General features: G+C 53.5%; 21 protein-coding genes. 7 read left to right on the top strand and 14 right to left on the bottom strand.

What is annotated here, in order from left to right; translation table 11 throughout:
- The first annotated feature begins 232 nt into the window (after nucleotides 1–232).
- Together ACT3R7_RS09420 and ACT3R7_RS09415 are read left to right on the top strand one after the other, a co-directional pair.
- The gene (locus tag ACT3R7_RS09420) at nucleotides 233–1,216 is read left to right on the top strand and encodes a DUF1852 domain-containing protein (RefSeq protein ID WP_192537615.1); all 984 of its coding nucleotides are present in this window, start codon (nucleotides 233–235) and stop codon (nucleotides 1,214–1,216) included.
- Nucleotides 1,217–1,243: 27 nt separating this feature from the next.
- Nucleotides 1,244–2,266, top strand: coding sequence for a methionine synthase (locus ACT3R7_RS09415; protein ID WP_192537601.1), 1,023 nt, complete (start codon nucleotides 1,244–1,246; stop codon nucleotides 2,264–2,266).
- An 882-nt stretch (nucleotides 2,267–3,148) separates the two neighbouring features.
- Here ACT3R7_RS09415 and ACT3R7_RS09410 read toward each other — a convergent pair.
- The 5 genes from ACT3R7_RS09410 to ACT3R7_RS09390 all read right to left on the bottom strand — a co-directional run bounded on the left by ACT3R7_RS09410 (nucleotide 3,149) and on the right by ACT3R7_RS09390 (nucleotide 9,733).
- Nucleotides 3,149–3,997, bottom strand: a complete 849-nt coding sequence (locus tag ACT3R7_RS09410) for a fumarylacetoacetate hydrolase family protein (protein ID WP_192537600.1) — start codon at nucleotides 3,995–3,997, stop codon at nucleotides 3,149–3,151.
- A 47-nt stretch (nucleotides 3,998–4,044) separates the two neighbouring features.
- Complete coding sequence (locus tag ACT3R7_RS09405) at nucleotides 4,045–6,672, bottom strand: UxaA family hydrolase (RefSeq protein WP_192537599.1); 2,628 nt, start codon at nucleotides 6,670–6,672, stop codon at nucleotides 4,045–4,047.
- A 30-nt stretch (nucleotides 6,673–6,702) separates the two neighbouring features.
- On the bottom strand, nucleotides 6,703–7,734 hold the full coding sequence (locus ACT3R7_RS09400; RefSeq protein WP_496199020.1) for a 2-keto-3-deoxygluconate permease: 1,032 nt from the start codon (nucleotides 7,732–7,734) through the stop codon (nucleotides 6,703–6,705).
- Nucleotides 7,735–7,785: 51 nt separating this feature from the next.
- Nucleotides 7,786–8,499 (bottom strand): GntR family transcriptional regulator, encoded by a 714-nt coding sequence (locus ACT3R7_RS09395; RefSeq protein ID WP_192537597.1) that lies wholly within the window; start codon nucleotides 8,497–8,499, stop codon nucleotides 7,786–7,788.
- A 379-nt stretch (nucleotides 8,500–8,878) separates the two neighbouring features.
- On the bottom strand, nucleotides 8,879–9,733 hold the full coding sequence (locus tag ACT3R7_RS09390; RefSeq protein ID WP_225736100.1) for an AraC family transcriptional regulator: 855 nt from the start codon (nucleotides 9,731–9,733) through the stop codon (nucleotides 8,879–8,881).
- Nucleotides 9,734–9,771: 38 nt separating this feature from the next.
- Here ACT3R7_RS09390 and ACT3R7_RS09385 point away from each other — a divergent pair, with 38 nt between their 5' ends.
- Nucleotides 9,772–10,581: a sulfite exporter TauE/SafE family protein gene (locus ACT3R7_RS09385; protein ID WP_192537596.1), complete on the top strand. Its 810-nt coding sequence runs from the start codon at nucleotides 9,772–9,774 to the stop codon at nucleotides 10,579–10,581.
- A gap of 134 nt (nucleotides 10,582–10,715) precedes the next feature.
- Nucleotides 10,716–11,492: a virulence RhuM family protein gene (locus tag ACT3R7_RS09380; RefSeq protein WP_225736098.1), complete on the top strand. Its 777-nt coding sequence runs from the start codon at nucleotides 10,716–10,718 to the stop codon at nucleotides 11,490–11,492.
- A 128-nt stretch (nucleotides 11,493–11,620) separates the two neighbouring features.
- On the opposite strand, the gene ACT3R7_RS09375 is transcribed toward ACT3R7_RS09380, so the two are convergent.
- The 8 genes from ACT3R7_RS09375 to ACT3R7_RS09340 form a co-directional block, all read right to left on the bottom strand.
- Entirely contained in the window at nucleotides 11,621–12,880 is a 1,260-nt protein-coding gene (locus ACT3R7_RS09375) for a type II toxin-antitoxin system HipA family toxin (protein WP_192537595.1), read from the bottom strand.
- Complete coding sequence (locus ACT3R7_RS09370) at nucleotides 12,870–13,133, bottom strand: type II toxin-antitoxin system Y4mF family antitoxin (protein ID WP_192537594.1); 264 nt, start codon at nucleotides 13,131–13,133, stop codon at nucleotides 12,870–12,872. The genes ACT3R7_RS09375 and ACT3R7_RS09370 overlap by 11 nt, the downstream gene beginning before the upstream one ends.
- Before the next feature lie 283 nt (nucleotides 13,134–13,416).
- Complete coding sequence (locus tag ACT3R7_RS09365) at nucleotides 13,417–13,713, bottom strand: DUF1330 domain-containing protein (protein WP_192537593.1); 297 nt, start codon at nucleotides 13,711–13,713, stop codon at nucleotides 13,417–13,419.
- Between the two features lie 21 nt (nucleotides 13,714–13,734).
- Nucleotides 13,735–14,412 (bottom strand): type 1 glutamine amidotransferase domain-containing protein, encoded by a 678-nt coding sequence (locus ACT3R7_RS09360; RefSeq protein ID WP_192537592.1) that lies wholly within the window; start codon nucleotides 14,410–14,412, stop codon nucleotides 13,735–13,737.
- Nucleotides 14,409–15,053: a TetR family transcriptional regulator C-terminal domain-containing protein gene (locus tag ACT3R7_RS09355; RefSeq protein WP_496199019.1), complete on the bottom strand. Its 645-nt coding sequence runs from the start codon at nucleotides 15,051–15,053 to the stop codon at nucleotides 14,409–14,411. Before ACT3R7_RS09355 ends, ACT3R7_RS09360 begins: the two co-directional genes overlap by 4 nt.
- Nucleotides 15,054–15,114: 61 nt before the next feature.
- Nucleotides 15,115–15,627 carry a cupin domain-containing protein gene (locus ACT3R7_RS09350; protein WP_018917972.1) on the bottom strand — a complete coding sequence of 171 codons (513 nt, stop codon included), beginning with the start codon at nucleotides 15,625–15,627 and terminating at the stop codon, nucleotides 15,115–15,117.
- Between the two features lie 14 nt (nucleotides 15,628–15,641).
- On the bottom strand, nucleotides 15,642–15,857 hold the full coding sequence (locus ACT3R7_RS09345; protein WP_192537591.1) for a hypervirulence associated TUDOR domain-containing protein: 216 nt from the start codon (nucleotides 15,855–15,857) through the stop codon (nucleotides 15,642–15,644).
- A 106-nt stretch (nucleotides 15,858–15,963) separates the two neighbouring features.
- Nucleotides 15,964–16,356, bottom strand: coding sequence for a RidA family protein (locus ACT3R7_RS09340; RefSeq protein ID WP_496199018.1), 393 nt, complete (start codon nucleotides 16,354–16,356; stop codon nucleotides 15,964–15,966).
- A 140-nt stretch (nucleotides 16,357–16,496) separates the two neighbouring features.
- Between ACT3R7_RS09340 and ACT3R7_RS09335 the strand changes: the two genes are divergently transcribed.
- From ACT3R7_RS09335 to ACT3R7_RS09325, 3 genes are all read left to right on the top strand, one after another.
- Entirely contained in the window at nucleotides 16,497–17,420 is a 924-nt protein-coding gene (locus ACT3R7_RS09335) for a LysR family transcriptional regulator (protein ID WP_192537589.1), read from the top strand.
- Nucleotides 17,421–17,544: 124 nt separating this feature from the next.
- Nucleotides 17,545–18,705, top strand: coding sequence for an FMN-dependent L-lactate dehydrogenase LldD (gene lldD, locus ACT3R7_RS09330; RefSeq protein WP_018917968.1), 1,161 nt, complete (start codon nucleotides 17,545–17,547; stop codon nucleotides 18,703–18,705).
- Nucleotides 18,706–18,812: 107 nt separating this feature from the next.
- The gene (locus tag ACT3R7_RS09325) at nucleotides 18,813–20,012 is read left to right on the top strand and encodes a Bcr/CflA family efflux MFS transporter (protein WP_192537588.1); all 1,200 of its coding nucleotides are present in this window, start codon (nucleotides 18,813–18,815) and stop codon (nucleotides 20,010–20,012) included.
- Between the two features lie 57 nt (nucleotides 20,013–20,069).
- On the opposite strand, the gene ACT3R7_RS09320 is transcribed toward ACT3R7_RS09325, so the two are convergent.
- Nucleotides 20,070–20,633 (bottom strand): TetR/AcrR family transcriptional regulator, encoded by a 564-nt coding sequence (locus ACT3R7_RS09320; protein ID WP_192537587.1) that lies wholly within the window; start codon nucleotides 20,631–20,633, stop codon nucleotides 20,070–20,072.
- Nucleotides 20,634–20,684: the final 51 nt, after the last annotated feature.

The raw sequence follows: 20,684 nt of genomic DNA, 5'->3' as shown, positions 1-20,684 counted from the left end.
CTATGTTTCCATCCTATTATGAATTTTTCTAAACTTCCCATGAAATAAGACCATTTTTATTCATCTTTGTGCTCCTGTATAAAATCCCCAGTACTCTTCGTTATAGAGCCTGCCAGCTTCTCATGAATAAGGCTGTCAGGCTTAAAAGCTGTAAAGCCGCCCGGTTTTTAAATATTGGGCCGTTCCGCAGAAGCGAAGAACCGGTTCGATTTTTACTATTGGAGGCGAGATGATGAATAACGACGTCGCATTTACTATCCAGCGTATCGGCTTCGATGAGAATTATCGTCCGTCGGACAATACGCGTATTACCACCAACTTCGCCAATCTAGCCCGGGGCGAGAGGCGGCGAGAAAACCTGCGTAATACGCTGGACATGATCAATAACCGCTTCAATGCGCTGGTGCATTGGGACAACCCGGAAGGGCGTCGTTACAGCGTCGAGCTCGATATCGTCTCCGTGAATATGGCGGTGGGTGCTGACGGCCAGGGCCAGCCGTTTCAAATCATCGAGATACTCAAACCCCGCTTTGTGGATACGCAAACGGGTCGGCGTATTGAAGGCATCGTGGGTAACAACTTTTCCTCCTACGTGCGCGATTACGATTTCAGCGTGCGGCTAACCGAGCACAATAAGCACCAGTCGAGCTTCAGCATCCCGGACGATTTTGGCGTGCTGCACGGCAACCTGTTCAAGAGCTTCGTGAACTCCTCGGTTTACCAAGAGCATTTTGACAAGCCCCCGGTCATCTGCTTGAGCGTTTCCGATAACAAGGTTTATCACCGCACCGATAATCGGCATCCCGTATTGGGCGTTGAGTATCAGCCGAACGAGTCGTCGCTGACCGAGCAGTACTTCAAGAAGATGGGGCTTGAGGTTCGCTACTTTATGCCTGCCAACAGTGCTGCCCCGCTGGCGTTTTATTTTTCCGGGGATCTGCTCAACGATTACACCAATCTTGAGCTTGCCGGCACCATCAGCACCATGGAGTCTTTTCAGAAGATTTACCGGCCCGAGATCTACAACGCCAATGCGGCAGCGGGCAATGTCTATCAGCCCGATCTGAAGAACCCGGATCATTCGCTGACCCAAATCGTCTACGACCGAGAAGAACGTAGCCAGTTGGCCGCCGAGCAGGGGAAATTTGCTGAAGAGCATTTCATCAAACCCTATCAGGCGATGCTTGAGCAGTGGTCTTCCAACGGCTCGCTTTAACTAATCAAATGCACGGGATGATGACTCATGAGTAAACGCTTACCCACCTCGACGGCGGGCAGCCTGCCCAAACCTTCCTGGCTTGCCGAGCCCGAAACCCTTTGGTCGCCCTGGAAACTTGAAGACGAGGCGTTGATTGAAGGTAAACAAGATGCGCTGCGCGTGTCGCTGCAGGAACAGCAGCAGGCCGGTATCGATATCGTCAGCGACGGCGAGCAAACGCGTCAACATTTCGTGACAACCTTTATCGAGCATCTTAGCGGCGTCGATTTTGAAAAGCGCAAAACCGTGAGAATTCGTAACCGCTACGATGCGAGCGTGCCGACGGTCGTGGATGCGGTCAACCGCCATAAGCCGGTCTTCGTCGAGGACGCCAAGTTCCTGCGCCGCCAGACCGACAAGCCCATCAAGTGGGCGCTACCGGGTCCGATGACCATGATCGACACGCTGTATGACGATCACTATAAAAGTCGTGAGAAGCTGGCGTGGGAATTCGCTAAAGCGCTCAATCAGGAAGCCAAGGAGCTAGAGGCGGCGGGAGTCGATATCATTCAGTTCGACGAACCTGCGTTCAACGTATTCTTCGACGAGGTGAATGATTGGGGAATCGCCGCCTTGGAAAGAGCCATTGAAGGGCTCAAATGCGAAACGGCTGTCCATATCTGTTATGGCTACGGCATTAAAGCCAATACGGATTGGAAAAAAACGCTGGGATCGGAGTGGAGGCAATATGAAGAAGTCTTCCCCCGGCTGCAAAAATCCAACATCGATATTGTTTCGTTGGAGTGCCAGAACTCCCACGTGCCCATCGAGCTGGTCGAACTTCTGCGCGGCAAGAAGGTGATGCTGGGTGCCATCGACGTCGCCACCAACACCATCGAGACGCCGGAAGAGGTCGCCGCAACACTTAGAAAGGCACTTCAATTCGTTGATGCCGATAAGCTTTACCCGTGCACCAACTGTGGCATGGCGCCGCTGTCTCGCTCGGTGGCCAGAGGCAAGCTCAGTGCCTTGAGTGCCGGGACGGAGATCGTTCGAAAAGAGCTTTAATTCCAGCGCTTAGCGCTATAGTGCAATTCCCTTTGTGGTCTGATTTTAGCGGCTGTTAGCCTATGAGCCGAATATAACCCGTAATCGGCTCATAAATTGATTCGAATAGGTTCGGTAATCGGCTCATCTGGCAGCAGCTTGGTATGCCCTCGGATTGTCAGAAGAACATTTGAATGCGATGGTTTGGGAGAGGCCGTTCTCGGAGATGGAGTCGTTTATCAACGCAGAGACCTTCGCACTGTGATGTACTTCACGCCCCGTTATCCTGAAAGCGTTGGGAGCGTATAAGCGACAACGGCAAGGTGAATTTTGGCGAGGCTTGGCAATGACTTGCCGCCTTTTCTGTAGCAGCCCCTGTGCTGTCTTAGTGCACCTTGACGTGGGAACCATCAATGAATAGCCGTTCAACATCAGGGTCCTACACAAGCGCACGGAAGATAGGTTGTAGCTCGTCATTCATGAGCATTAGCCATGCCAGGCTGGCAGTTAAGTGGTGTCGAGACCTCTATTCTGCGAGCTTTCCCTATGCTGTCATAACGTAAACAGGACCTTGTTTACCAGTTTGTATCACGCCAAGGTGGTGATTAAAATGTGGCGTTGGGGGTTATGATGAAAAAGCCGAGGCAGAGTCGTGGTGGGTTGGCTTCTTCAGCCTATGGGGAGCGACTGGGGAATAAAACAAGCGAAAGTCGCATCTGACTCTAAACCCAGTTGCTAAAGAGAATAGGACGACGTTACTTCGACAAGTCGTAACGGCCTATAAAGTTTATTGATCTAGCTTATAGGCCGTAACCGTTAGTTATTCAGACTTAAAGTCTTTTTATTGCATTGTTGGAAATGAATTGTCCTTCATGGTTCCATCATTTAGATAATACAGTGAGTCTAACGGCTCACCACTTGCTGCTGGATACTACCAATTCCTTCGATCGTACTAACAATGCAGCTGCCCGGTTGCAGAAATTCTTGCGGCTTGCGTGCGTACCCCACACCGGAAGGCGTTCCAGTAAACACTAGGTCGCCGGGGTTAAGGGTGACGATCTTACTTAAAATGGCGAGAATATCCGCCACTGGAAAGATCATTTGATTGAGTGTGCCAGCTTGCTTCACAACGCCATCTACCTCGCAGGTAATGGCAGCCTCGCCCATATTGGCCAGCTCATTGGGCGTTACAATGTATGGCCCCACGGGGGCAAATCCAGCGCACGACTTGGCGAGACCAAACTGCGGAGCGTCACCGATAAATTGAAGTTGTCTGTCTGAGAAGTCCTGACCTACGGCAAAGCCAGCCACATACTCCATTGCGTTCTCTCGAGTCACGTTGGATGCTCGCTGGCCGATAATTGCCACGAGCTCCACTTCCCAATCTATATGGCTATCTTCCGGTACAGATACTGTGCCATTAGGGTTAGCAATACTGCTAGCCCACTTGGGAAAAACGGGCGGAAACTCATGGTTAATGCCAATGCCCGTTTCTTTTGAGTGCTCATCATAGTTAAGGCCAATCGCAAAGACCTGACTAGGCCGGGGCGAGACGGCCTCAAGTTCGGATTCATTCCACTCAAACGTAATGCTTGGGGTATGCGAAGCAGCCCACTGACTGAAGGCCTCCCACTGAGTAAACAGATCCGGCATAGTGGGACCAAACTGGCCGTTACTTTCATCAGCGATATTACACGCTAAGTGTTGATCAAGAATAAGACAGGCATTGCCTTGAATATTAGCAACTTTCATTGAAGTCCTCGTCAATAGATATTATCGGCCACGTGAAATGACCATGGTTACAGGGAGACGCCGAAGCGCCCTCGAGAGATTTGGAAGCCCACGTTAGGCGCCGCCTGACGCAGGGGAGTGTAGTCACCAGCCAGTGTGTCGATGATTTGTTCAGTCAAAACTTCAGCACTCTCTTCCTCTGGCGTCACGAGACAGCCATCGAAGTGTTTATCCTGCCCCGTAGGTGAAAGTTGAAGTGTGGGAATGAACCGGTGAGGCTGATATGGGTAGTTAGTGGGCACTGTGATCAAGCAACGGCAGCCGGTTGCTCCCAGGCCAGTCGCTATTTCAAGCCAATCCGATGTACTGCAATCCATTACCTGCAGCCCTGCATGGGTCGACTGCTGAGAATAAGCCAGTGTGGGCCGAGCATGATAGATAGCTAGCCTGTCACAAAAAGCCGCCTCTTTAAGCAACGGGTCGTTCGCCGCCAGCACCACGCCCACCCCTTTCGAGAGGAGCCGATGCGTGAGATCCGCCAACCGTTGTAAAGCGTCATGGCCTATGCCGGGGCTGGTCGTTAGGCCAACATGGAGAGGCAATTGCGGCCATTCAGTCGATGGGGACGGCTTAGAGATGGACTTTTCAACATGCTGGCTAACAGCCGAAATGCCCCCTTCAAGCTGAATACTCGCCCAGTCAAACTGGCCAGGAGCAATGCCACGATCATTAAGCGCCGACTGAAAGTAGTCGTTGTGTGTTTTCTCACAGCCATGCTCAAGGAAGACGCAACGCTTGACGAGCGGATGAGTGGCGTAGCCAATCATCGTATCCCGAAAGATCTCTTCAGACTGACCGCCTGATACGCCGCACCCCTCTGTGTGGGGTAAGGCGATAGCCTTCTCCCGAGTTGGTTGATGACCGCCTTGGTTGATATGGGCTGCGATCTGTTCGGCGACTTGCCCAGAGCAAAGGCTGGTCGGTAGCACCAATGAGCACATGGGAGCCCCTTTGGAACGCGTGCGCACCAGAGTATCGTCCCGATCAGCAACCAGCAGTGGTACACCGCTAAATCGTTGTTCTGACTCCGTAACGGTCGGTATCAGTTGAGTCGCATTGGGGAAGAAGGCATTACGCCAGATTTGAGTTTGGTACTGTCCTGTATGTTCTCCTTTCGAGCGGATCCCCGATGCTGTCTCAAGAAGTAGTTGGCGTAGGCGTTCACTGGCGAGTTCCAGGCTCTCTCCTTCAAGCACTTGCCCCGCGTCGAAATCCATATCCGATTCAAGCAACTGAAAGCGTTCGTGGGTGGTCACGATTTTAAGCGTGGGCACAAAGGGAAAATTGGTAATGGAGCCGTTCCCCGTCGTGAACAGTACCAAGTTAGCGCCTGCTGCCACTTGGCCAGCAATACTCTCCAGGTCATTACCTGGGCTATCCATAAAGTAGTAACCTGGGCGTCGCATTGGTTGTGCGTAATCAATCACATAATCGAGATACGTCTGAGGATCCTTTTTGCGCGCTGCACCAATTGATTTCAGCGTAATGTTATACAGGCCTCGATAAATATTACCGCCTGACACATTCCCTTCCGCTGTGTGTCCATGAGCGGTGGCATAGTCTTTAAAACGCTGTTGAACCGTTAAAAAGCGCTCAAAGGTTTTCCTGCTCGCGGTTTTTTGTAGGACATACTGCTCCGCCCCGATCAACTCATCCGTTTCGGCAAGGTTGGCACTTCCTCCTCGCCGGATTAACTCATGGACGGCTTTGCCCAATACTTGATTAGCTGTTACACCTGAAAACGCATCAGAGCCCCCACACTGCAGCCCCAGTTTTAGGCCGGAAACAGGAGCAGGCTGTCGCTCAAACGACGCCACCTGAGGAATCAGCAGCTCGCACTCACTGACAAGAGAGTCGAAGAAGCCATCATCATCTGCCATCTGATAGCTAACCCGATATTCAGCCTCGGGCAAGGCAAGATGAGAGAGCTGTTCCGCAATTTCATCATTGGTTAACCAAGAGCCATGCTCGTTGACCAGAATGGCGGCACCACTGTTTGGATTGGTTGCAAACCCTGCCAGCGTACGCAGCAGCAGGTCACGATTATTAGGTACATCCAGGCCACCACCCTCGGTGTGAACCACGGGAACCACACCATCGAAGTTACCGTATGCAGGCCACTTCGCCTGGAGACGCTCTGCTGCCTCCAGCACCGCACTACGAGACCGTGAAGTTGCCCCAATAATCACCAGATAGTTGCGTGTTCCCCAACCGCGGCTTTCGCCGCGATAGAAACCTTGGAACGTCAAACCATCCACGATATCAGCAACGTTATTGCCAAAGCTGGGGGCTTCGGGAAGTGTGCGTTCGACAATAGTGTCCTTATCCTCGAAATTGACCTTAAGCTGTTCGTCGTAATCCTCCGGCTGACGCGCCCTTAAGACCTCACGCATCTTGGCATTGCAGAGATAATCACCGAATGCAATATCCTCGATGGCGGTGCCAAATGAGAGGCCCCAAGACAGTAGCGCCTCGCCCTTCAGGATGGGGCTGATACAAATTCGGTGGCCTTGGGGCACCGGGTATTTGAGAGTAACCGTGTTGTCGTCAAGCTCTAGAGTCTCTCCTGCCTCTAGTCGTCTCGTGGCGATACCCGCGTTATCGCCTTCGGCAGGGAGTAAATATTGCAGTGCCATAAGCTTACCTCGTAGTCTTAAAGCCGACGTTCATGACTGTTGTTCGATGACGGCAGGCGTACCATTGAGTTCTGGATCATCGTATTCATTCAGTGGATCAATTCCCCGACGTAACTGCCATCGATGAACCAGAACCGTTAACAGGGGGGGCAGTATGGCAGTGGTCACAACGGCCCCAGCAATCTGCGCTGTCGCCACCTCCATGATCGCCTGGTAAGCCGGGTCGGCCGCCGCCACGACGGCAGGTGTTGCCACGGCGTTGCCAGCCGTCGAGGATTCTGCAATGCCCGAGATTAAGTTACGTTGTTTTGGTGGGCGCCGACGCAGCACCTGAACCACCCATAGAAACAGCATGGCGCAACCACCCGAGATCGTTACCACTAAAGCACCTAGCAGTACTCCAGAGGAACCAGCCTCGATCAGTGTGCGGAAATCAATCCCGGTGCCCAGGGGAAAGGCAAAGAAAGGAATTAGCAGTTGCTCTCCCTGCTTAAGGAAACTTCTCAGTTTTAAATCGAGGTTTCCCAATACAAAACCAATCAAAATAGGAGTGATGACGGCGACAACCGCCAGTAGTGGTATTTGTGCTAAGCCTGCGGCGCCTAATACGACCAATGTAAGAAATGGACCGTCATTGATCGCGATAACAGCGATAGAGCCGCGGTCAGTCTTGTTGCCAAACTCTGTGGTAAGCGCAAGAAACAGTCCACCATTAGAGTTTGTCATTGCCGCAATAATAGCTAATGGCGTCAGCCCCAATAGCATGCCACCTGGGATCAGAAAACCTACCGAAAGTCCAATAATCACGCCAGCAAAGAGCTTGCCCAGCATGATAGCGCCGCCTTTTTCGGCAACAGCACCAGTGGCCTTAATGGGTAGTTGAGCCCCCATACACACTAGGAACACCCCAATAACGGCCATAGCGCCATCGCGGAACAGCGCCTGTGTAAAGCCACCAATTTCTAATATCCCAGGGGCAAACGTGTTGACGAATGCTCCCAAAAGTAGAGGGATGACCATTAGGCCACCGGGTACTTTTTCAATCGTATCTAGTATTCTCATTGTTGTTATCTCCTTCAAGGAAGTGAGTGTTGGCGTTAATGGAACATCGAATCATTCAAGGAAAATGAGTCCTTTTGTCATTGTTTTGGCGGCAATCATAAGGTCAGGCGAGTAATTGGGATCAATCACTTCAAGCACACCGAAGGCTGTACTTTCATAGTGTTTTGTCAGGATTCGGACGGCATTAAAGCGATCACCGGTTTCGCACGCATGCTGTAGATCTGAGTGGTCTGACATGCCTTTATTCCAGTTGCGATCTGAGTCGCCCAGATATAAGCGTCGGTAGCGCTCGGAATGGTCAAAGTAGTGCTGTATCTGTTGATCGATACGAGCACCGGTGCCCAGCACCAGCTGAAGATGGAACTCTCTATGTACTTTTGACCAATTTTCAACGTCATGAACCTTTTCGAACTCTCGCATATCAAGAAGACGCTGCCGCGAAGTTTCAAGAAATGCCTGATCCATTTTGGTGATATTGGTATGTAGCGCTAATGACTCCAGAAGGATGCGTGTTGCATAAAGGGAATCGAGATCTTTAGGAGTCAACTCTGACACCGTGACGCGACGATTAAAATTAACAGTGGCTAATCCTTCATGCTCCAGCAGGCGTACTGCTTCCCGCAATGGCGTTCGGCTAATGCCGAACTCACGCGCCAACTGCACTTGGCTAAACGAATCGGACGCTTTTAATTGATTAGTCAGTATCGCTTCACGCAGTCGCTCTCTAGCGTATTCCACCAACTGCTTGGGTTCTTCGGTATACATTCTATTAATTCTCTCAAAAGAATAACTGCATACAGGCTACATGCTTTAAGGCTTAAATAACCTATAATATGCCCATTTTTAGACTAATGTAGAATAATTTTTTATTTTCTGTATGCAGTATTGCGAGCCATCATGACTGATGCCGCGATATCACATAAAGTAGATAGAGCCGCATCAAAGCGGGATCTAGCAGAACTGCTGGAAAAAGCTGCCTTTACAAATTGTCCGACGGAGGAAGCAGCATGCGTGTTCGGTGATGAGGGTTTGAGCAACTACCTAGGGCTTCTAGGTCACTCAATTAGAAGATAATCCTCAGGGTGGCTGTTGGCTTAAATCGATGAATACGGAATGGCTTGGTAATGCCTGGACCATCTGCTTGTTACTCTTCCTCCTGGCGATTTGCCGCTTGAACGAAAGCGGTTGGCGATTGGCCAAGCACCTTACGAAACATGCTGGAGAAAGCGGCTGGACTGTCGTAGCCGAGTTCCAACGCGGTGCGAGTAACGGAACTGCCGGATAGCAGTTTGGGAATAGCAGCCATCAGGCAGGCCTGTTGACGCCATACGGCAAAGGACATGCCTGTCTGCTGACGGAATAGGCGATTGAAGGTGCGCTGGCTGCGATGCAACTGCCGGGCCCAGTCCTCGGGGAGGCTGTGAATATGTGGCTGGCCGAGAAAATCTCGGCACAGACTGGCTAATTGAGGGTCATGGGGCAGGGGAGCAAACAGCGGCAGGGCCTGAGCCTGTTGCAGTTCGTATAGGAGTAATTGTGCCAGGGCACCGTCGCGGCCGCTTTCATCATAGAGTGCGGGTATATGGGCGGAAGCCAGCAGCAGGTGATGCAACAGCGGCGTCACGACCAGTACCTCACAGCTGCATGAAGCGCGTGGCGCGACATGGGGCTCGATATACAGGCTTCGCGTGCTCACCCCATTCATACGCACTTGATGGCGCTTGCCCGCAGGCAGCCAGACACCGCTATAGGGCGGCACCATCCAGGTGCCGTCATCCGTATTGACTTCCATCACGCCTGTCATGCCATAGAGAAACTGGGCGCGGCGATGGGTATGAAAGTCAAGGAGTGTGCCAGGGCTGTAGTCAGTGCCGATGGCCACCATGGGCCGTGCCACATGATCCACGTCTGTTAGAGGAGTATTGAGCATAATCGTCATTCTGGCCGAAATGCGATGATTATTGTCCAAAAGACGAATGTCGGCCAGTTCCAGCCGCAATATTCTCTCTGCTATTGAGTCTTATTAGGAGAGTGGCGGTGTATAGCATATTACTTCTTTGTGGCGGTTTGGCGGGCGTCACCACCGTACTGTTCGGTTTCGGTGGTGGGTTTGTGGTGGTTCCCTTGCTGTATACCTTACTGATTGCCGTCCATGGGTCGGATAGCGCGACGGGTTTGGCGGCCATGCATATTGCGGTGGCCACCTCGACTGCACTGATGATCTTCGCGGCTTCAATGGCAACATGGCGTCATCATCGGCGACAGACCGTGCAGTGGCATCTAGTGCGCCCATTAGTTGGTTATATCGCCATGGGGGCGGTGCTCGGCGCGGCAGTGGCAGTATCGTTAAGTGGGAACTGGGTCCGCTGGGTTTTCATCGGCTATCTGTGCATCACTATTGCGGATGCCGTTCTGCGGCCTGGTTTTCTGCATCAAACGGGAAGTGATGTGCGTCCTATAGGGCGTGCGGTAACAGCAATGACGGGTACATGCATTGGTACAGTGGCCGCCTTGCTGGGCGTGGGTGGTAGCGTGATGACCGTGCCGCTCATGCGACGCAGAGGGGCCAGTATGACGGCGGCCACGGCCATGGCCAACCCGTTGTCGTTGCCCATGGCGGTGAGTGGCACCGCGACATATGTGTTGCTGTCGGCCAATCACACAGCGTTAGGAAACGGGTATGCAGGTTATGTGGATCTGCGCGCCTTGCTGGTACTTGCGGTGGGCTCATGGCTCGGTATCCGCCTAGCGTCGATCTGGATCGGGCGCATCCCTGATCGTATTCATGCCAGGGTGTATTTGCTATTACTGACAGTGGTGCTGGTGGTGATGGTTTTCATACATTGAATCGGCCCAGGCTTTAGCAAAAGACTGTTTGGCTGAGCCAAACGCAAAACGCAGATGGGTACAAAGCCTGAAAACGTCTGATGCACATTGCAGAATGTTTTTTGATAAAGTTTGATTAGCCTTATAGCAGGCTAATGAACGTTTTTGCAGCAAAAAAAGATATACGCTGCATTGAAGGGAGCTTGCTTTGGAAATGCATTGAGCTTGTAAACCTAAAGAAAGCGATCATGAATGACCAACAAATCCAGATATTCACCAGCGAAGATGGACAAACACACATTGAGGTAACGCTGGAGCAGGAAACCGTGTGGTTAAGTTTAGATCAGATGACTAACCTATTTGGGAGGGATAAATCTGTAATATCTCGCCACATTCGCAACGTCTTTATAGAGGGTGAACTTGAAAGGGAGTCAGTTGTTGCAAAAAATGCAACAACTGCCGCTGATGGTAAAATCTATCAGGTCGAATACTACAATTTAGACGTGGTTATCTCAGTGGGTTACCGTGTGAAGTCTCAGCGCGGCGTGCAGTTTCGCAAATGGGCCACCCTGGTACTAAAAGACCACTTGGTTTATGGCTATACACTCAACCAGCAACGCTTAACCGAGCGAGGAATAGAGTTCGAGCAGGCGGTGAGTTTGCTCAGCCGCACCTTAACCAATCAAGGCTTGGTCTCCACAGAAGGTGAAGCCGTCGCCCGCGTGATCAGCGATTACGCACGCTCTTGGAGTTTGTTACAAGGCTACGATGAGCAGCAATTAGCTGAATTAAACATCAAGCAACCTGATATGCAGTCGCTGGGATTGGAAGAAGCCTTGAAAGCTATTGGCGAGTTGAAGCACACCTTAATCGCCAAAGGTGAGGCAACCGAGCTGTTTGGAGCCATTCGGCTTAGGCATGTTGATATTTAAAATACAAAAGGGCCGTTCGTTAAACCACGAACGGCCCTTTGTGCGTCTATGCGTAATTGCAAAAAGGCTTAAGCCTCCTCAACCCCATCCACAATAAACACGCGGTAGTCAGCATCCTGGAAAAGACATTATTGTGCCGACCATCGCTCCGGAAGCTTTCGACAATTACTTAAAAGCCGCTGCTCCAGCCGCTCTAGCAGAGTCTGCTCAGAGCCTTTATGAGCTACGGTACCCAGTGTGGTAAGGGTGCTGTCGATGGCCGCTGGCATGCGTTCAGCGAGTTCGAACCCTTGGCGTAGGAAATAACGTGGTTGAAAGCGTAGTGAACGGGCCACTGCTTCGAGATGAGAACGCTCAATGTTGCCGGGACGATCCTCACCGTTGATGCGAAGTGCAAAGCGTCGCGAGAGTCCGCTGTAGAGCGTCGTACTCATCAAGTCGTAAAATGGCGCCAACCGAGGGCCTTCGTCAGAGTAGAGAATGGCGAGATTCTTGGCGTGGCTGTCGTTGTTGCCGATCAGCAAGTTGAAGAATAGCCAGCCGATCAGGCGCTGCAGATCCTTGGCTGGTGTTCCAACCTCCTGCAGGAGTTCACGACAGAGAATGAGGCCTGGGCCGCCGTCGCTTTCATATTTGATCAGCGAAGGTGTGCCAGCGAGCTGGCAGAAATCGAGCTGATGCAGGCGCCGTAAGTTGCCGTGTGCATCGGGAATGCGATCGTATCGGCGCACAAGGCAGGCGCGGGTTTCGGGCTGGTAATTCGCCTCGGCGACGTCAAACCCAAGTTCAGCGGCCAACTGCATACAGAAGGTTTCGTTGAGGGCGGTGGCCCATACACCTTTCAAGCCTTGAATGTCTGGCTTGAGAATATGGCTAGAGGGTGCCGATCCTTCAGGTATGGCGGGGGTTCCGTCTGGCTGCACCATCAGTAGCAATTTATTTTGAGCACCGGCCAAAGATATACGTGGTTCTTCGCCCTGTTGCGAAATCAAAGAGCCACGTTCCCGGTGTTGTAAATGCTCTGCTACGCTCTCCCAACTGATAGGCTGATAGTGTGGTTGGGCCGGTGACTCGTCCGGTGGCATTAAGGTGAAGCCGCTAGCCGTATCCCCACCAATAGCTTTCAGCAGACCGAAAACGGTCGTGGTGTGGTGGCGAAGCTCTAAATGATGGCGCAGATCGCCTTCTGGTAGCAGGTTTTCAAAGTAGGCCAGCACGTTATCGCCAGCATGAACCTGCTGCGTGAGCGGCAGCGAGGGTGAGAGACTTACCGCTTTGGAGTACTCCAGCCATTCTAGAGCATACTCGAAGCGCAGCGGTTGGATATCGTAAAGCCAACCGACGACTTTCTCGCCTTGGTAAACTGTTAGCGTATCGTCACTTGCCATGACGGTCGCCACCCTTGCGTCGCACGATGACCTCAAGCCCTAGCAAATCCAGTACATCCAACACCTTCTGCAATTGAAGAGTCGGCTTGCCTCGCTCCAAGTCAACGATAAAGCGATTGCCCGTGCCCGCGAGGCCAGCTAAGTCGTACTGTAACAGTCCTTGCTCGCTACGCAGCTGGCGCACCAGTTTACCGAGGTCTTCGCTTTGGCGAATGGTAGTGGTTAGAGGGGCTGAAATATCATTAGTAGGCATGAGAACCTGCGATTTAATTACCGTTCGGTAAGTCTAAGCCTAAACTTAGCACCTAACAACTTATAAGTTACCGATCGGTAATTATTGCTACGTATAAGGATTAGAACTTAATGCTAGTTACCGTTCGGTAATTATACGGGGCATCTTTGAATTTGATGGGTTCGCTGGCGCCGAGCTGCTGAAAACATACGTGGTCTGCTGTTATCAAGCCGCGATAAAAAAGGCCGTTCGTTAAACTACGAACGGCCTTTTGTGCGTCTATGCGTAACTGCAGGAAAGGCTCTTAAGCCTCCTCAACCCCATCAACAATAAAAACGCGATAATCAGCACCCTGAAAACGATGCTTGCGGGCTTCCTGGTAGGCGTCGCTTTGATACCAGGCGCGGGCGGCGGCCATGTCGGAGAAGCGCAGGATTACCGCGCCTTCCATGTCGCTGCCTTCCATTACTTCGAAGTCACCGTAGAAGGCGAGCGGCTTCGGGTCGTGGCCTTCGCGGGCGGCTTTGGCCTTGGTGGCGTATTGCTCCATTTCCTTGGCGTCGTGAGTGCGTTCACGAGTCAGTACAACGTAAGCCGGCATTCCATTCTCCTTGGTTAATTATCAGGAAAGCTTCTTTAACAGCGCTTCGGCGGTGGCTTCAGACGAGCCGGGGTTTTGCCCGGTAATCAGTAGGCCATCGACGAGTACGTAAGAGCTCCAGTCATCGCCTTTACTGTATTCGCCGCCGCTCTCTTTGAGCATATCTTCGACTAAAAACGGTACCACGTTTGTCAGACCCACGGCGTCTTCTTCGCTGTTGCTGAAGCCGGTGACTTTGCGGCCCGAAACCAGCGGTTTGCCGTCGCTGCCTTTTACATGGCGAAGCACGCCGGGGGCGTGGCATACCGTGGCGACCGGCTTGTTGGCGGCAATGGCGTCTTCGATCAGGCGCACGGACGTGGCGCTCTCGGCCAGATCCCACAGCGGGCCGTGGCCGCCGGGATAGAACACCGCGTCGAACTCGGCGATATCGATATCGGCAAGCTGATGAGTGTTGGCCAGTGCTGCTTGGGCGTCAAGGTCCGCTTGGAAGCGGTTAGTAGCCTCGGTCTGGGCGTCCGGTGCATTGCTGCTGGGGTCGAGCGGCGGCTGGCCACCGGCGGGGGAGGCCAGGGTTAACTCGGCGCCTGCGTCGATGAAGGTATAGTAGGGCGCAGCTAGCTCTTCGAGCCAGAAGCCGGTCTTGTTGCCGGTGTCGCCAAGTTTATCGTGCGAGGTAACCACAACGAGAATTTTCATGATTGAGACCTTTCCTGGGTGAGAGAGCGGTTGGGGTCGAGGTTTAATAGCGCGAAGGTGGCTTTGAAGGCGGCATCCAGCGGCACCCGGTCGCGGGTAATCTTGGCGCGCAGGCTGGCGCCTAGCCATAGCTGGTAGAGGGTGGTGGCTAGTTCCAGGGCACTGCCTTGAGCGCTGACAGATTGAGGCAACGAGCCATCGGCAACCGCGGCTTCGATCGACTGCGCTAACCTGGCAATAATGCGCTCGGTGCCCTGTTGCAGCACGCAGCGCATGCGTTCTGAAAGATCACTGACTTCAGCGGCAAGCTTCACCGCCAGGCATTTGCCGCTGGGGTCGCAGTGGTGTTGGGTATCCCGCCAATGTGCCCAGTAGCTGAGCAAACGTTCAGCATGGGAAGCGCCCGGCTGGGTAAGGCGTTCTTCCGTCTGCGCGAGATACTCAGTGAAGTAGCCTTGCAGTAGCGCTTCGCCAAACGCTTCTTTGGAGCTGAAGTAGTGATAAAAAGAGCCCTTGGGCACCCCGGCGGCTTTGAGGATCTCGTTAAGGCCCACTGCTGAGAACCCTTTGCCACCGATGATGACCTGGCCGGTGTTAAGAATGTGCTGCCGGACATCGCCGGTGACTGGTGTCATGTTCATACCGCTAGCTTACGCCTAATTAGACCAGTCGTCTAGCGGGCTTGATTGGCCGCGTCTATGGTTACTGTTCCCACATTGGCTTGAGCGGGCCGCCCACCGGAGCAGTGTCTGGAATGGTGACGGAAGCCACTCGCGCTTGTGCCGCTGCAAGCTCGGCCGGGTCGCCGCGCTCGTTCTCCGGGTCTTGTCCTGGTGGGTAGGCGCCGACCATGCAGAAATCGTCGTCAGCCTCTACGCAGGCATGCCCAACCCCGGCGGGCAGCACCAGAACATCGCCTGGATAAAGCACTGTTTCTCGGCCATTGGGACCGCCCAGTCGGGCTCTTGCCTGACCCTGAAAAATGCCTAGCGCCTCGTGGGCGGTGGAGTGGAAGTGGTCAAAATCATATAGATAGTAACGCCACGCTGGCGGCCAGCCGTGCTGCTTGAACATGCTTTCAAAAGCATCGGCCCGCTCATCTGCACTGCTGAGGTCAAGAACCTCGCGGTAAATCAGTACAGGCAGGGGGGAATTGGGATAGCCGCTCGTTTCATCGCTGTCAAAATGGAGTATTTCGGGCTGTGGGATGCGCACTGTGGCCTCCTTGCCTATGCCTTCTTAAGCTCAGTATGAAGTTTTAAGACTCTGCTGCCGTTCTCTTGCTTGATTAAGTACGCGGGGTTCTTCTCGCTACCTTTGCGAGTTACCTCGCTGCCCTGCAGTTTGCGGGTTACTTCTTCCTGAAATTTCCGGGTCACTTGGCCTTCGGCCCAGCTGTCTGCCCATTTCCATTTCACCCACTCGCGCTGCTTGAAGTCCGCCATTGCAAAACTCCTTTACTACAAACACTGTTCAAGCATTGTTCGTTTTTCGGGTTTCTGCAATGTCGGGCTTCACCACTGCTGTTGCAAAACAAGCGAACCTTCTGGGTTACTTGGGTAGCCTCGCAATCACTTTGATTTCAAAATCGAAGCCTGCCAGCCAGTTTACGCCGACCGCCGTCCAGTTTGGGTAGGGTTTATCTGGGAACGCGCGGGTCTTGACTTCCAGCACGGTAGCGAATTGAGTTTCAGGGTCTGTATGGAAGCTTGTGACATCGACGATATCGTCAAAGCTTGCGCCCGCGGCGTCCAGCACGCTCTGCAAGTTGTCGAAGGCAAGCTGAACCTGTGCGGCGAAGTCAGGCTCAGGCGAGCCATCTTCACGGCTACCCACCTGGCCCGATACAAATAACAAGTCGCCCGAGCGGACGGCTGCAGAATAGGCATTCTTGTCATAAAGAGCCTGTCGGCCTTGGGGATAAACTACGTCACGCTTTGCCATATATTTTCTCCATCAGTCGTTCAATGCAGGTCTGTCCGTTGGGTGAACCTACTCTAGGCCTGCCTTCAAGCTGGATAAACGGAGAATCCTGATCAACACTGTTCGCACTTTCCAAACAATCACAAGGCGGTATCGCTGTAATGGACCGTTTCAATGCAATGCAGGCATTTGCTCGGGTCGTCGAGACGGGCAGTTTTACCAAGGCCGCTGAAACGCTGCATATCAGTAAAACCAGCGTGACCCAGCTGGTGCAGCAGTTGGAGGCACGGCTGCGGGTAAAACTTCTCAACCGCACCACACGCAAAGTTAATGCGACGGCAGATGGCGCGGCCTACTACGCGCGCGTTATAAAACTGTTAGCCGATATGGATGATGCTGAAACCAGCCTCTCCAATGCGGTGGTTTCGCCTCGCGGACGGCTTAGGGTCGATGTGCCCAGCCCGTTTGCGCGAATGATTTTGATACCGGCACTACCGGCTTTTTACGCGCAGTATCCCGATATTCAGCTCGATATGGGGGTAAGCGATCGCATGGTGGATTTGATTGATGAAAGCGTGGATTGCGTGGTGCGCGGCGGAGAACTTACCGATTTATCTTTGGTGGCGCGTCGGGTAGGGGAGCTGAGGATGGGGGTTTACGCCGCCCCCAGCTATTTACAAAAGGCGGGGGTACCGTCGCATCCGCGAGCGTTATCCGCTCCGCCTCATTACATCGTTAGCTTCAAGTGGCGTGCCGGTTTGGCTTCTCTCTATACCCTTCGCCGCGAAGCAGAGAGTGTTAGCATCCAGGGACGCCATAGGATTACAGTCGATGATGGCAATGCGGGGCTAGCGGCAGGTTTGGCGGGGCTTGGTGCGATTTTGCTACCTGATTACATGGCCAGGGAACACGTCGCACGGGGTGAGCTGGTGCCTTTGCTTGAGGAGTGGCACCTTAATCCCATGCCAATGTTTATCGCGTTTCCGCCCAACCGTCATGTAAGCGCCAAGCTGCGTGTGTTCATTGATTGGGTAGTTGCACTAATGGCTGAGCACGAGTCTGGGCATGAACAAAACCGCTCATAGACTAAAGTTCAGGGGCGCGAATCGCTCTAGACGCGGCTTTACTTGGTACGCTAGCTGGGGTTAGCATTAAGGTTTCAAGTGTACGGTCACTTCTCCGTTTCCCGTGTCGAGTTAAGGCGAATTCATGATCATTTCAAGCCCTTCTGATTACCGGCAGGCTGCCAAGCAGCGTATCCCTCGTTTTCTGTTCGATTACCTTGATGGTGGCTCGGTGACCGAAAGCACGCTGCGCAATAACGTGGAGGCGCTACAGGCGATTCCTCTGCGTCAACGCGTACTGCAGGGTGGTGGCACACCATCGCTTGAAACCGAGCTGTTTGGCAACCGTTGGAAAATGCCGTTGGGGTTGGCACCTATCGGGGCAACGGGAATGTACGCCCGGCGTGGTGAGGTACAGGCCGCGCGTGCAGCCGAGAAAGCCGGGGTTCCCTACACGCTTTCCACGGTGTCGGTGTGTTCGATTGAGGAAGTGGCGAAAAATGCCCACGGCGAGCTTTGGTCGCAGCTTTACGTATTGAAAGATCGCGGCTTTATGAAAAACGCCCTGGATCGCGCCTGGGAAGCGGGCATGAAAACACTGGTGTTTACCGTGGATATGCCGCTGCCGGGCTCGCGTTATCGCGACCGTCGCTCGGGTATGTCGGGCCCCAATGCCAAGCTGCGCCAGTACGCTCAGGCAATCACCCACCCGCAGTGGGCGTTCGATGTGGGACTCAAGGGCAAGCCGCTGTCGTTCGGTAATATCGAGGCGTATACCGGACGCCAGATGAACATGGACGACTACATGGGGTTTCTGGCCAAAAACTTCGACCCTTCGATTAGCTGGAGCGAGCTTGAATGGATTCGCGATAGCTGGAAGGGCAAGCTGATCATAAAAGGGCTGCTGGACAAGGAAGATGCGCGAGACGCGGTGCGCATGGGGGCTGATGGCATCGTGGTTTCCAACCATGGCGGGCGCCAGCTGGATGGGGCCATTTCCACCGCCCAGGCGTTGCCGCATATTGCCGAAGCCGTGGGCGATGAGCTGACGGTACTGGCAGACTCCGGTATCCGCTCTGGGCTTGATGTAGTGAGAATGCTGGCGCTCGGCGCGAAAGGCGTGCTGCTGGGGCGGGCTTACGCTTACGCACTGGCGGCAAGAGGTGAACAGGGCGTTTCTCATCTGCTCGACCTGATCGCCGCTGACATGCGCGTCACCATGACGCTGATTGGCGCCAACTCACCTGCTGAAATCAACTCTCGTCATCTTGATGCCGTGGTCAAAGAGCTGAAAATGAGCGAGTAGCGCGCGGTTGCAGCGCCATTAAATTGGCGAATATTGGCTGATAATGGCATCAATCGGTATCATATCGCTGAGGATGTTCATCATTACGCCATTTATCGCGAGCTCTCATGACCCAATCTAAAACGCCCTTCATTGTGGTGCTGAGCCTGGCATTGACCATGATGCTGGGCCCGTTTTCCATGGATACGTATCTACCGGCTTTCCCGGTCATCGGCGAATCGCTGGGGATTTCTCAGCAGGCGGTATCGCTGAGCGTATCGGTATACGTGTTCGCGATGGCGTTGGGTCAGTTAATTGGCGGTGCGCTTTCAGACCGCTTCGGACGCCAGCGGGTGCTGATGAGTGGGCTGGCGATTTTTGCGATCTCAAGCATTGCCATCGGCATGGCGGATTCCTTGAACACCTTGCTGGGCGGGCGGGCCATTCAGGCGATTGGCGCGGGTTTGACCTTGGTGTCGGTACCGGCGCTGGTGCGCGACCGGGTGGCGGGCCGCGACGCCGCGAAACTGTTTTCGATGATGGGCTTTATCATGGTGCTGGCGCCGGGGATTGCGCCGAGTGTGGGCAGCGCGATTCTAGCGCTAGGCTCCTGGCACTATATCTTCTTCGCCTTGGCGGCATACGCGGTGCTGCTGGTGCCGTTGCTGGTGCGAGTACTGTTTTCCGGCAAGGGTAAGGTGTCACGCGCCAAAAGCCCGCAGATGAGCCTGCTGGCGCGTTACAAGCTTGTGCTATCTACCAAGCCAGCACTGCCGTTCATTGCCTGGCAGGCCGCGTCTTTTTCTACCCTGATGATGTTCATCACCTACGCTTCCTTTATCTATCAGGGACACTTCGAGCAGTCGCCTTCGAGTTTTTCGATGCTGTTTGCGGCTAACATCGTCGCCATGCTTATCTTCAATATAATTAATCGGATACTGCTTTCCAGATTGCCGTCGTTTCGCATTCTTCAGTTGGCAACGGGCTGCCAGGCGGTCGGCATATTATTGCTGGTGATGGCTGCCTTCATGGACTGGTCAATGTATGCCTTCCTGGCCGCCATGATGCTGACCATCGGCACGGTAGGGGCAATCTCACCCAATATTCAAGCCTGCTTTTTGGAGTTCTTTCCTACCAGCGGTGGCACGGCTGCAGCGCTTTTGGGGGCGGCCCAGTTTGGTATCGCCGGGATATTAAGCGCGCTATCCGCCGTGCTGCCGCATACGCTTGAAGCGGTCGTTCTGGCCATGGCCGCCTGTGGTTCGGTGGCGTATCTGCTGCTTGTCCGCTCGATCATTAAAGGGCGTGCCGCAGTCGAGGCGTCTTGAGCCCAACAGCACCCCTTGCCAAAAGCCCCGTGTTATCCAGAACACGGGGCTTTTTTATTAAGCATCTGTTGAGCTTACTAATTGTTCGAAAAGTGCTTCTATGGCCTGCTCAGTCGGTGTTTCGTTGGCAAACAGTATGCGGTACATCAGAGGCGCCACTACTATTTGGGTGACCAGTTCTATATCTATCGGCTGCTCTCCTCTGGCGAGGCCGCGTTCGTTGATTACTTCGATCTGCTGACGCAAGAAGCCATCACATTTACCTGCGCTGGTATGGCCTTCTGTGCCTAGAACATCGCGGAGCATCGCCCGCCCTGGGGCTGATGACATTTCCTCAAAGTACTCAACAAGCCAGGCTAATAAGTCGCTACGCAAACTTCCCGTATCGGCTGGCGGCTGCTCTGGCTGTAGTTGCTCGACGGCAACGTCGGCCAGTAACTGGGCAAGATCACCCCAGCGACGGTAGATCGTCGAGGGGGTGACTTCAGCGCGTGTGGCGATAGCGGGCACCGTAAGCCCGGCCCGGCCTTGCTCTTGTTGCAGCTCTCGAACGGCTTGATGAACGGCAGCCTGAATACGAGCGCTGCGGCCACCTGGACGGGGGGTGGGTTTGTTGATCATGTGCTCCTTCAGTGCCTATTCGTCGGTACGGTGCAATAAATCACTAAAGCA

The sequence above is a fragment of the Halomonas sp. AOP43-A1-21 genome (assembly GCF_052376775.1).
GTDB classification, from domain to species: domain Bacteria; phylum Pseudomonadota; class Gammaproteobacteria; order Pseudomonadales; family Halomonadaceae; genus Vreelandella; species Vreelandella colorata.
This window is presented reverse-complemented; position numbering and strand designations above follow the sequence as displayed.

Coding starts and splice junctions, on each gene's coding strand:
- ACT3R7_RS09325 (WP_192537588.1), top strand. CDS start 18,813: ATGACCCAATCTAAAACGCCCTTCATTGTGGTGCTGAGCCTGGCATTG.
- lldD (WP_018917968.1), top strand. CDS start 17,545: ATGATCATTTCAAGCCCTTCTGATTACCGGCAGGCTGCCAAGCAGCGT.
- ACT3R7_RS09345 (WP_192537591.1), bottom strand. CDS start 15,857: ATGGCGGACTTCAAGCAGCGCGAGTGGGTGAAATGGAAATGGGCAGAC.
- ACT3R7_RS09365 (WP_192537593.1), bottom strand. CDS start 13,713: ATGCCGGCTTACGTTGTACTGACTCGTGAACGCACTCACGACGCCAAG.
- ACT3R7_RS09380 (WP_225736098.1), top strand. CDS start 10,716: ATGAACGTTTTTGCAGCAAAAAAAGATATACGCTGCATTGAAGGGAGC.
- ACT3R7_RS09340 (WP_496199018.1), bottom strand. CDS start 16,356: ATGGCAAAGCGTGACGTAGTTTATCCCCAAGGCCGACAGGCTCTTTAT.
- ACT3R7_RS09370 (WP_192537594.1), bottom strand. CDS start 13,133: ATGCCTACTAATGATATTTCAGCCCCTCTAACCACTACCATTCGCCAA.
- ACT3R7_RS09360 (WP_192537592.1), bottom strand. CDS start 14,412: ATGAAAATTCTCGTTGTGGTTACCTCGCACGATAAACTTGGCGACACC.
- ACT3R7_RS09335 (WP_192537589.1), top strand. CDS start 16,497: ATGGACCGTTTCAATGCAATGCAGGCATTTGCTCGGGTCGTCGAGACG.
- ACT3R7_RS09410 (WP_192537600.1), bottom strand. CDS start 3,997: ATGAAAGTTGCTAATATTCAAGGCAATGCCTGTCTTATTCTTGATCAA.
- ACT3R7_RS09400 (WP_496199020.1), bottom strand. CDS start 7,734: ATGAGAATACTAGATACGATTGAAAAAGTACCCGGTGGCCTAATGGTC.
- ACT3R7_RS09420 (WP_192537615.1), top strand. CDS start 233: ATGAATAACGACGTCGCATTTACTATCCAGCGTATCGGCTTCGATGAG.
- ACT3R7_RS09415 (WP_192537601.1), top strand. CDS start 1,244: ATGAGTAAACGCTTACCCACCTCGACGGCGGGCAGCCTGCCCAAACCT.
- ACT3R7_RS09355 (WP_496199019.1), bottom strand. CDS start 15,053: ATGAACATGACACCAGTCACCGGCGATGTCCGGCAGCACATTCTTAAC.
- ACT3R7_RS09320 (WP_192537587.1), bottom strand. CDS start 20,633: ATGATCAACAAACCCACCCCCCGTCCAGGTGGCCGCAGCGCTCGTATT.
- ACT3R7_RS09405 (WP_192537599.1), bottom strand. CDS start 6,672: ATGGCACTGCAATATTTACTCCCTGCCGAAGGCGATAACGCGGGTATC.
- ACT3R7_RS09395 (WP_192537597.1), bottom strand. CDS start 8,499: ATGTATACCGAAGAACCCAAGCAGTTGGTGGAATACGCTAGAGAGCGA.
- ACT3R7_RS09375 (WP_192537595.1), bottom strand. CDS start 12,880: ATGGCAAGTGACGATACGCTAACAGTTTACCAAGGCGAGAAAGTCGTC.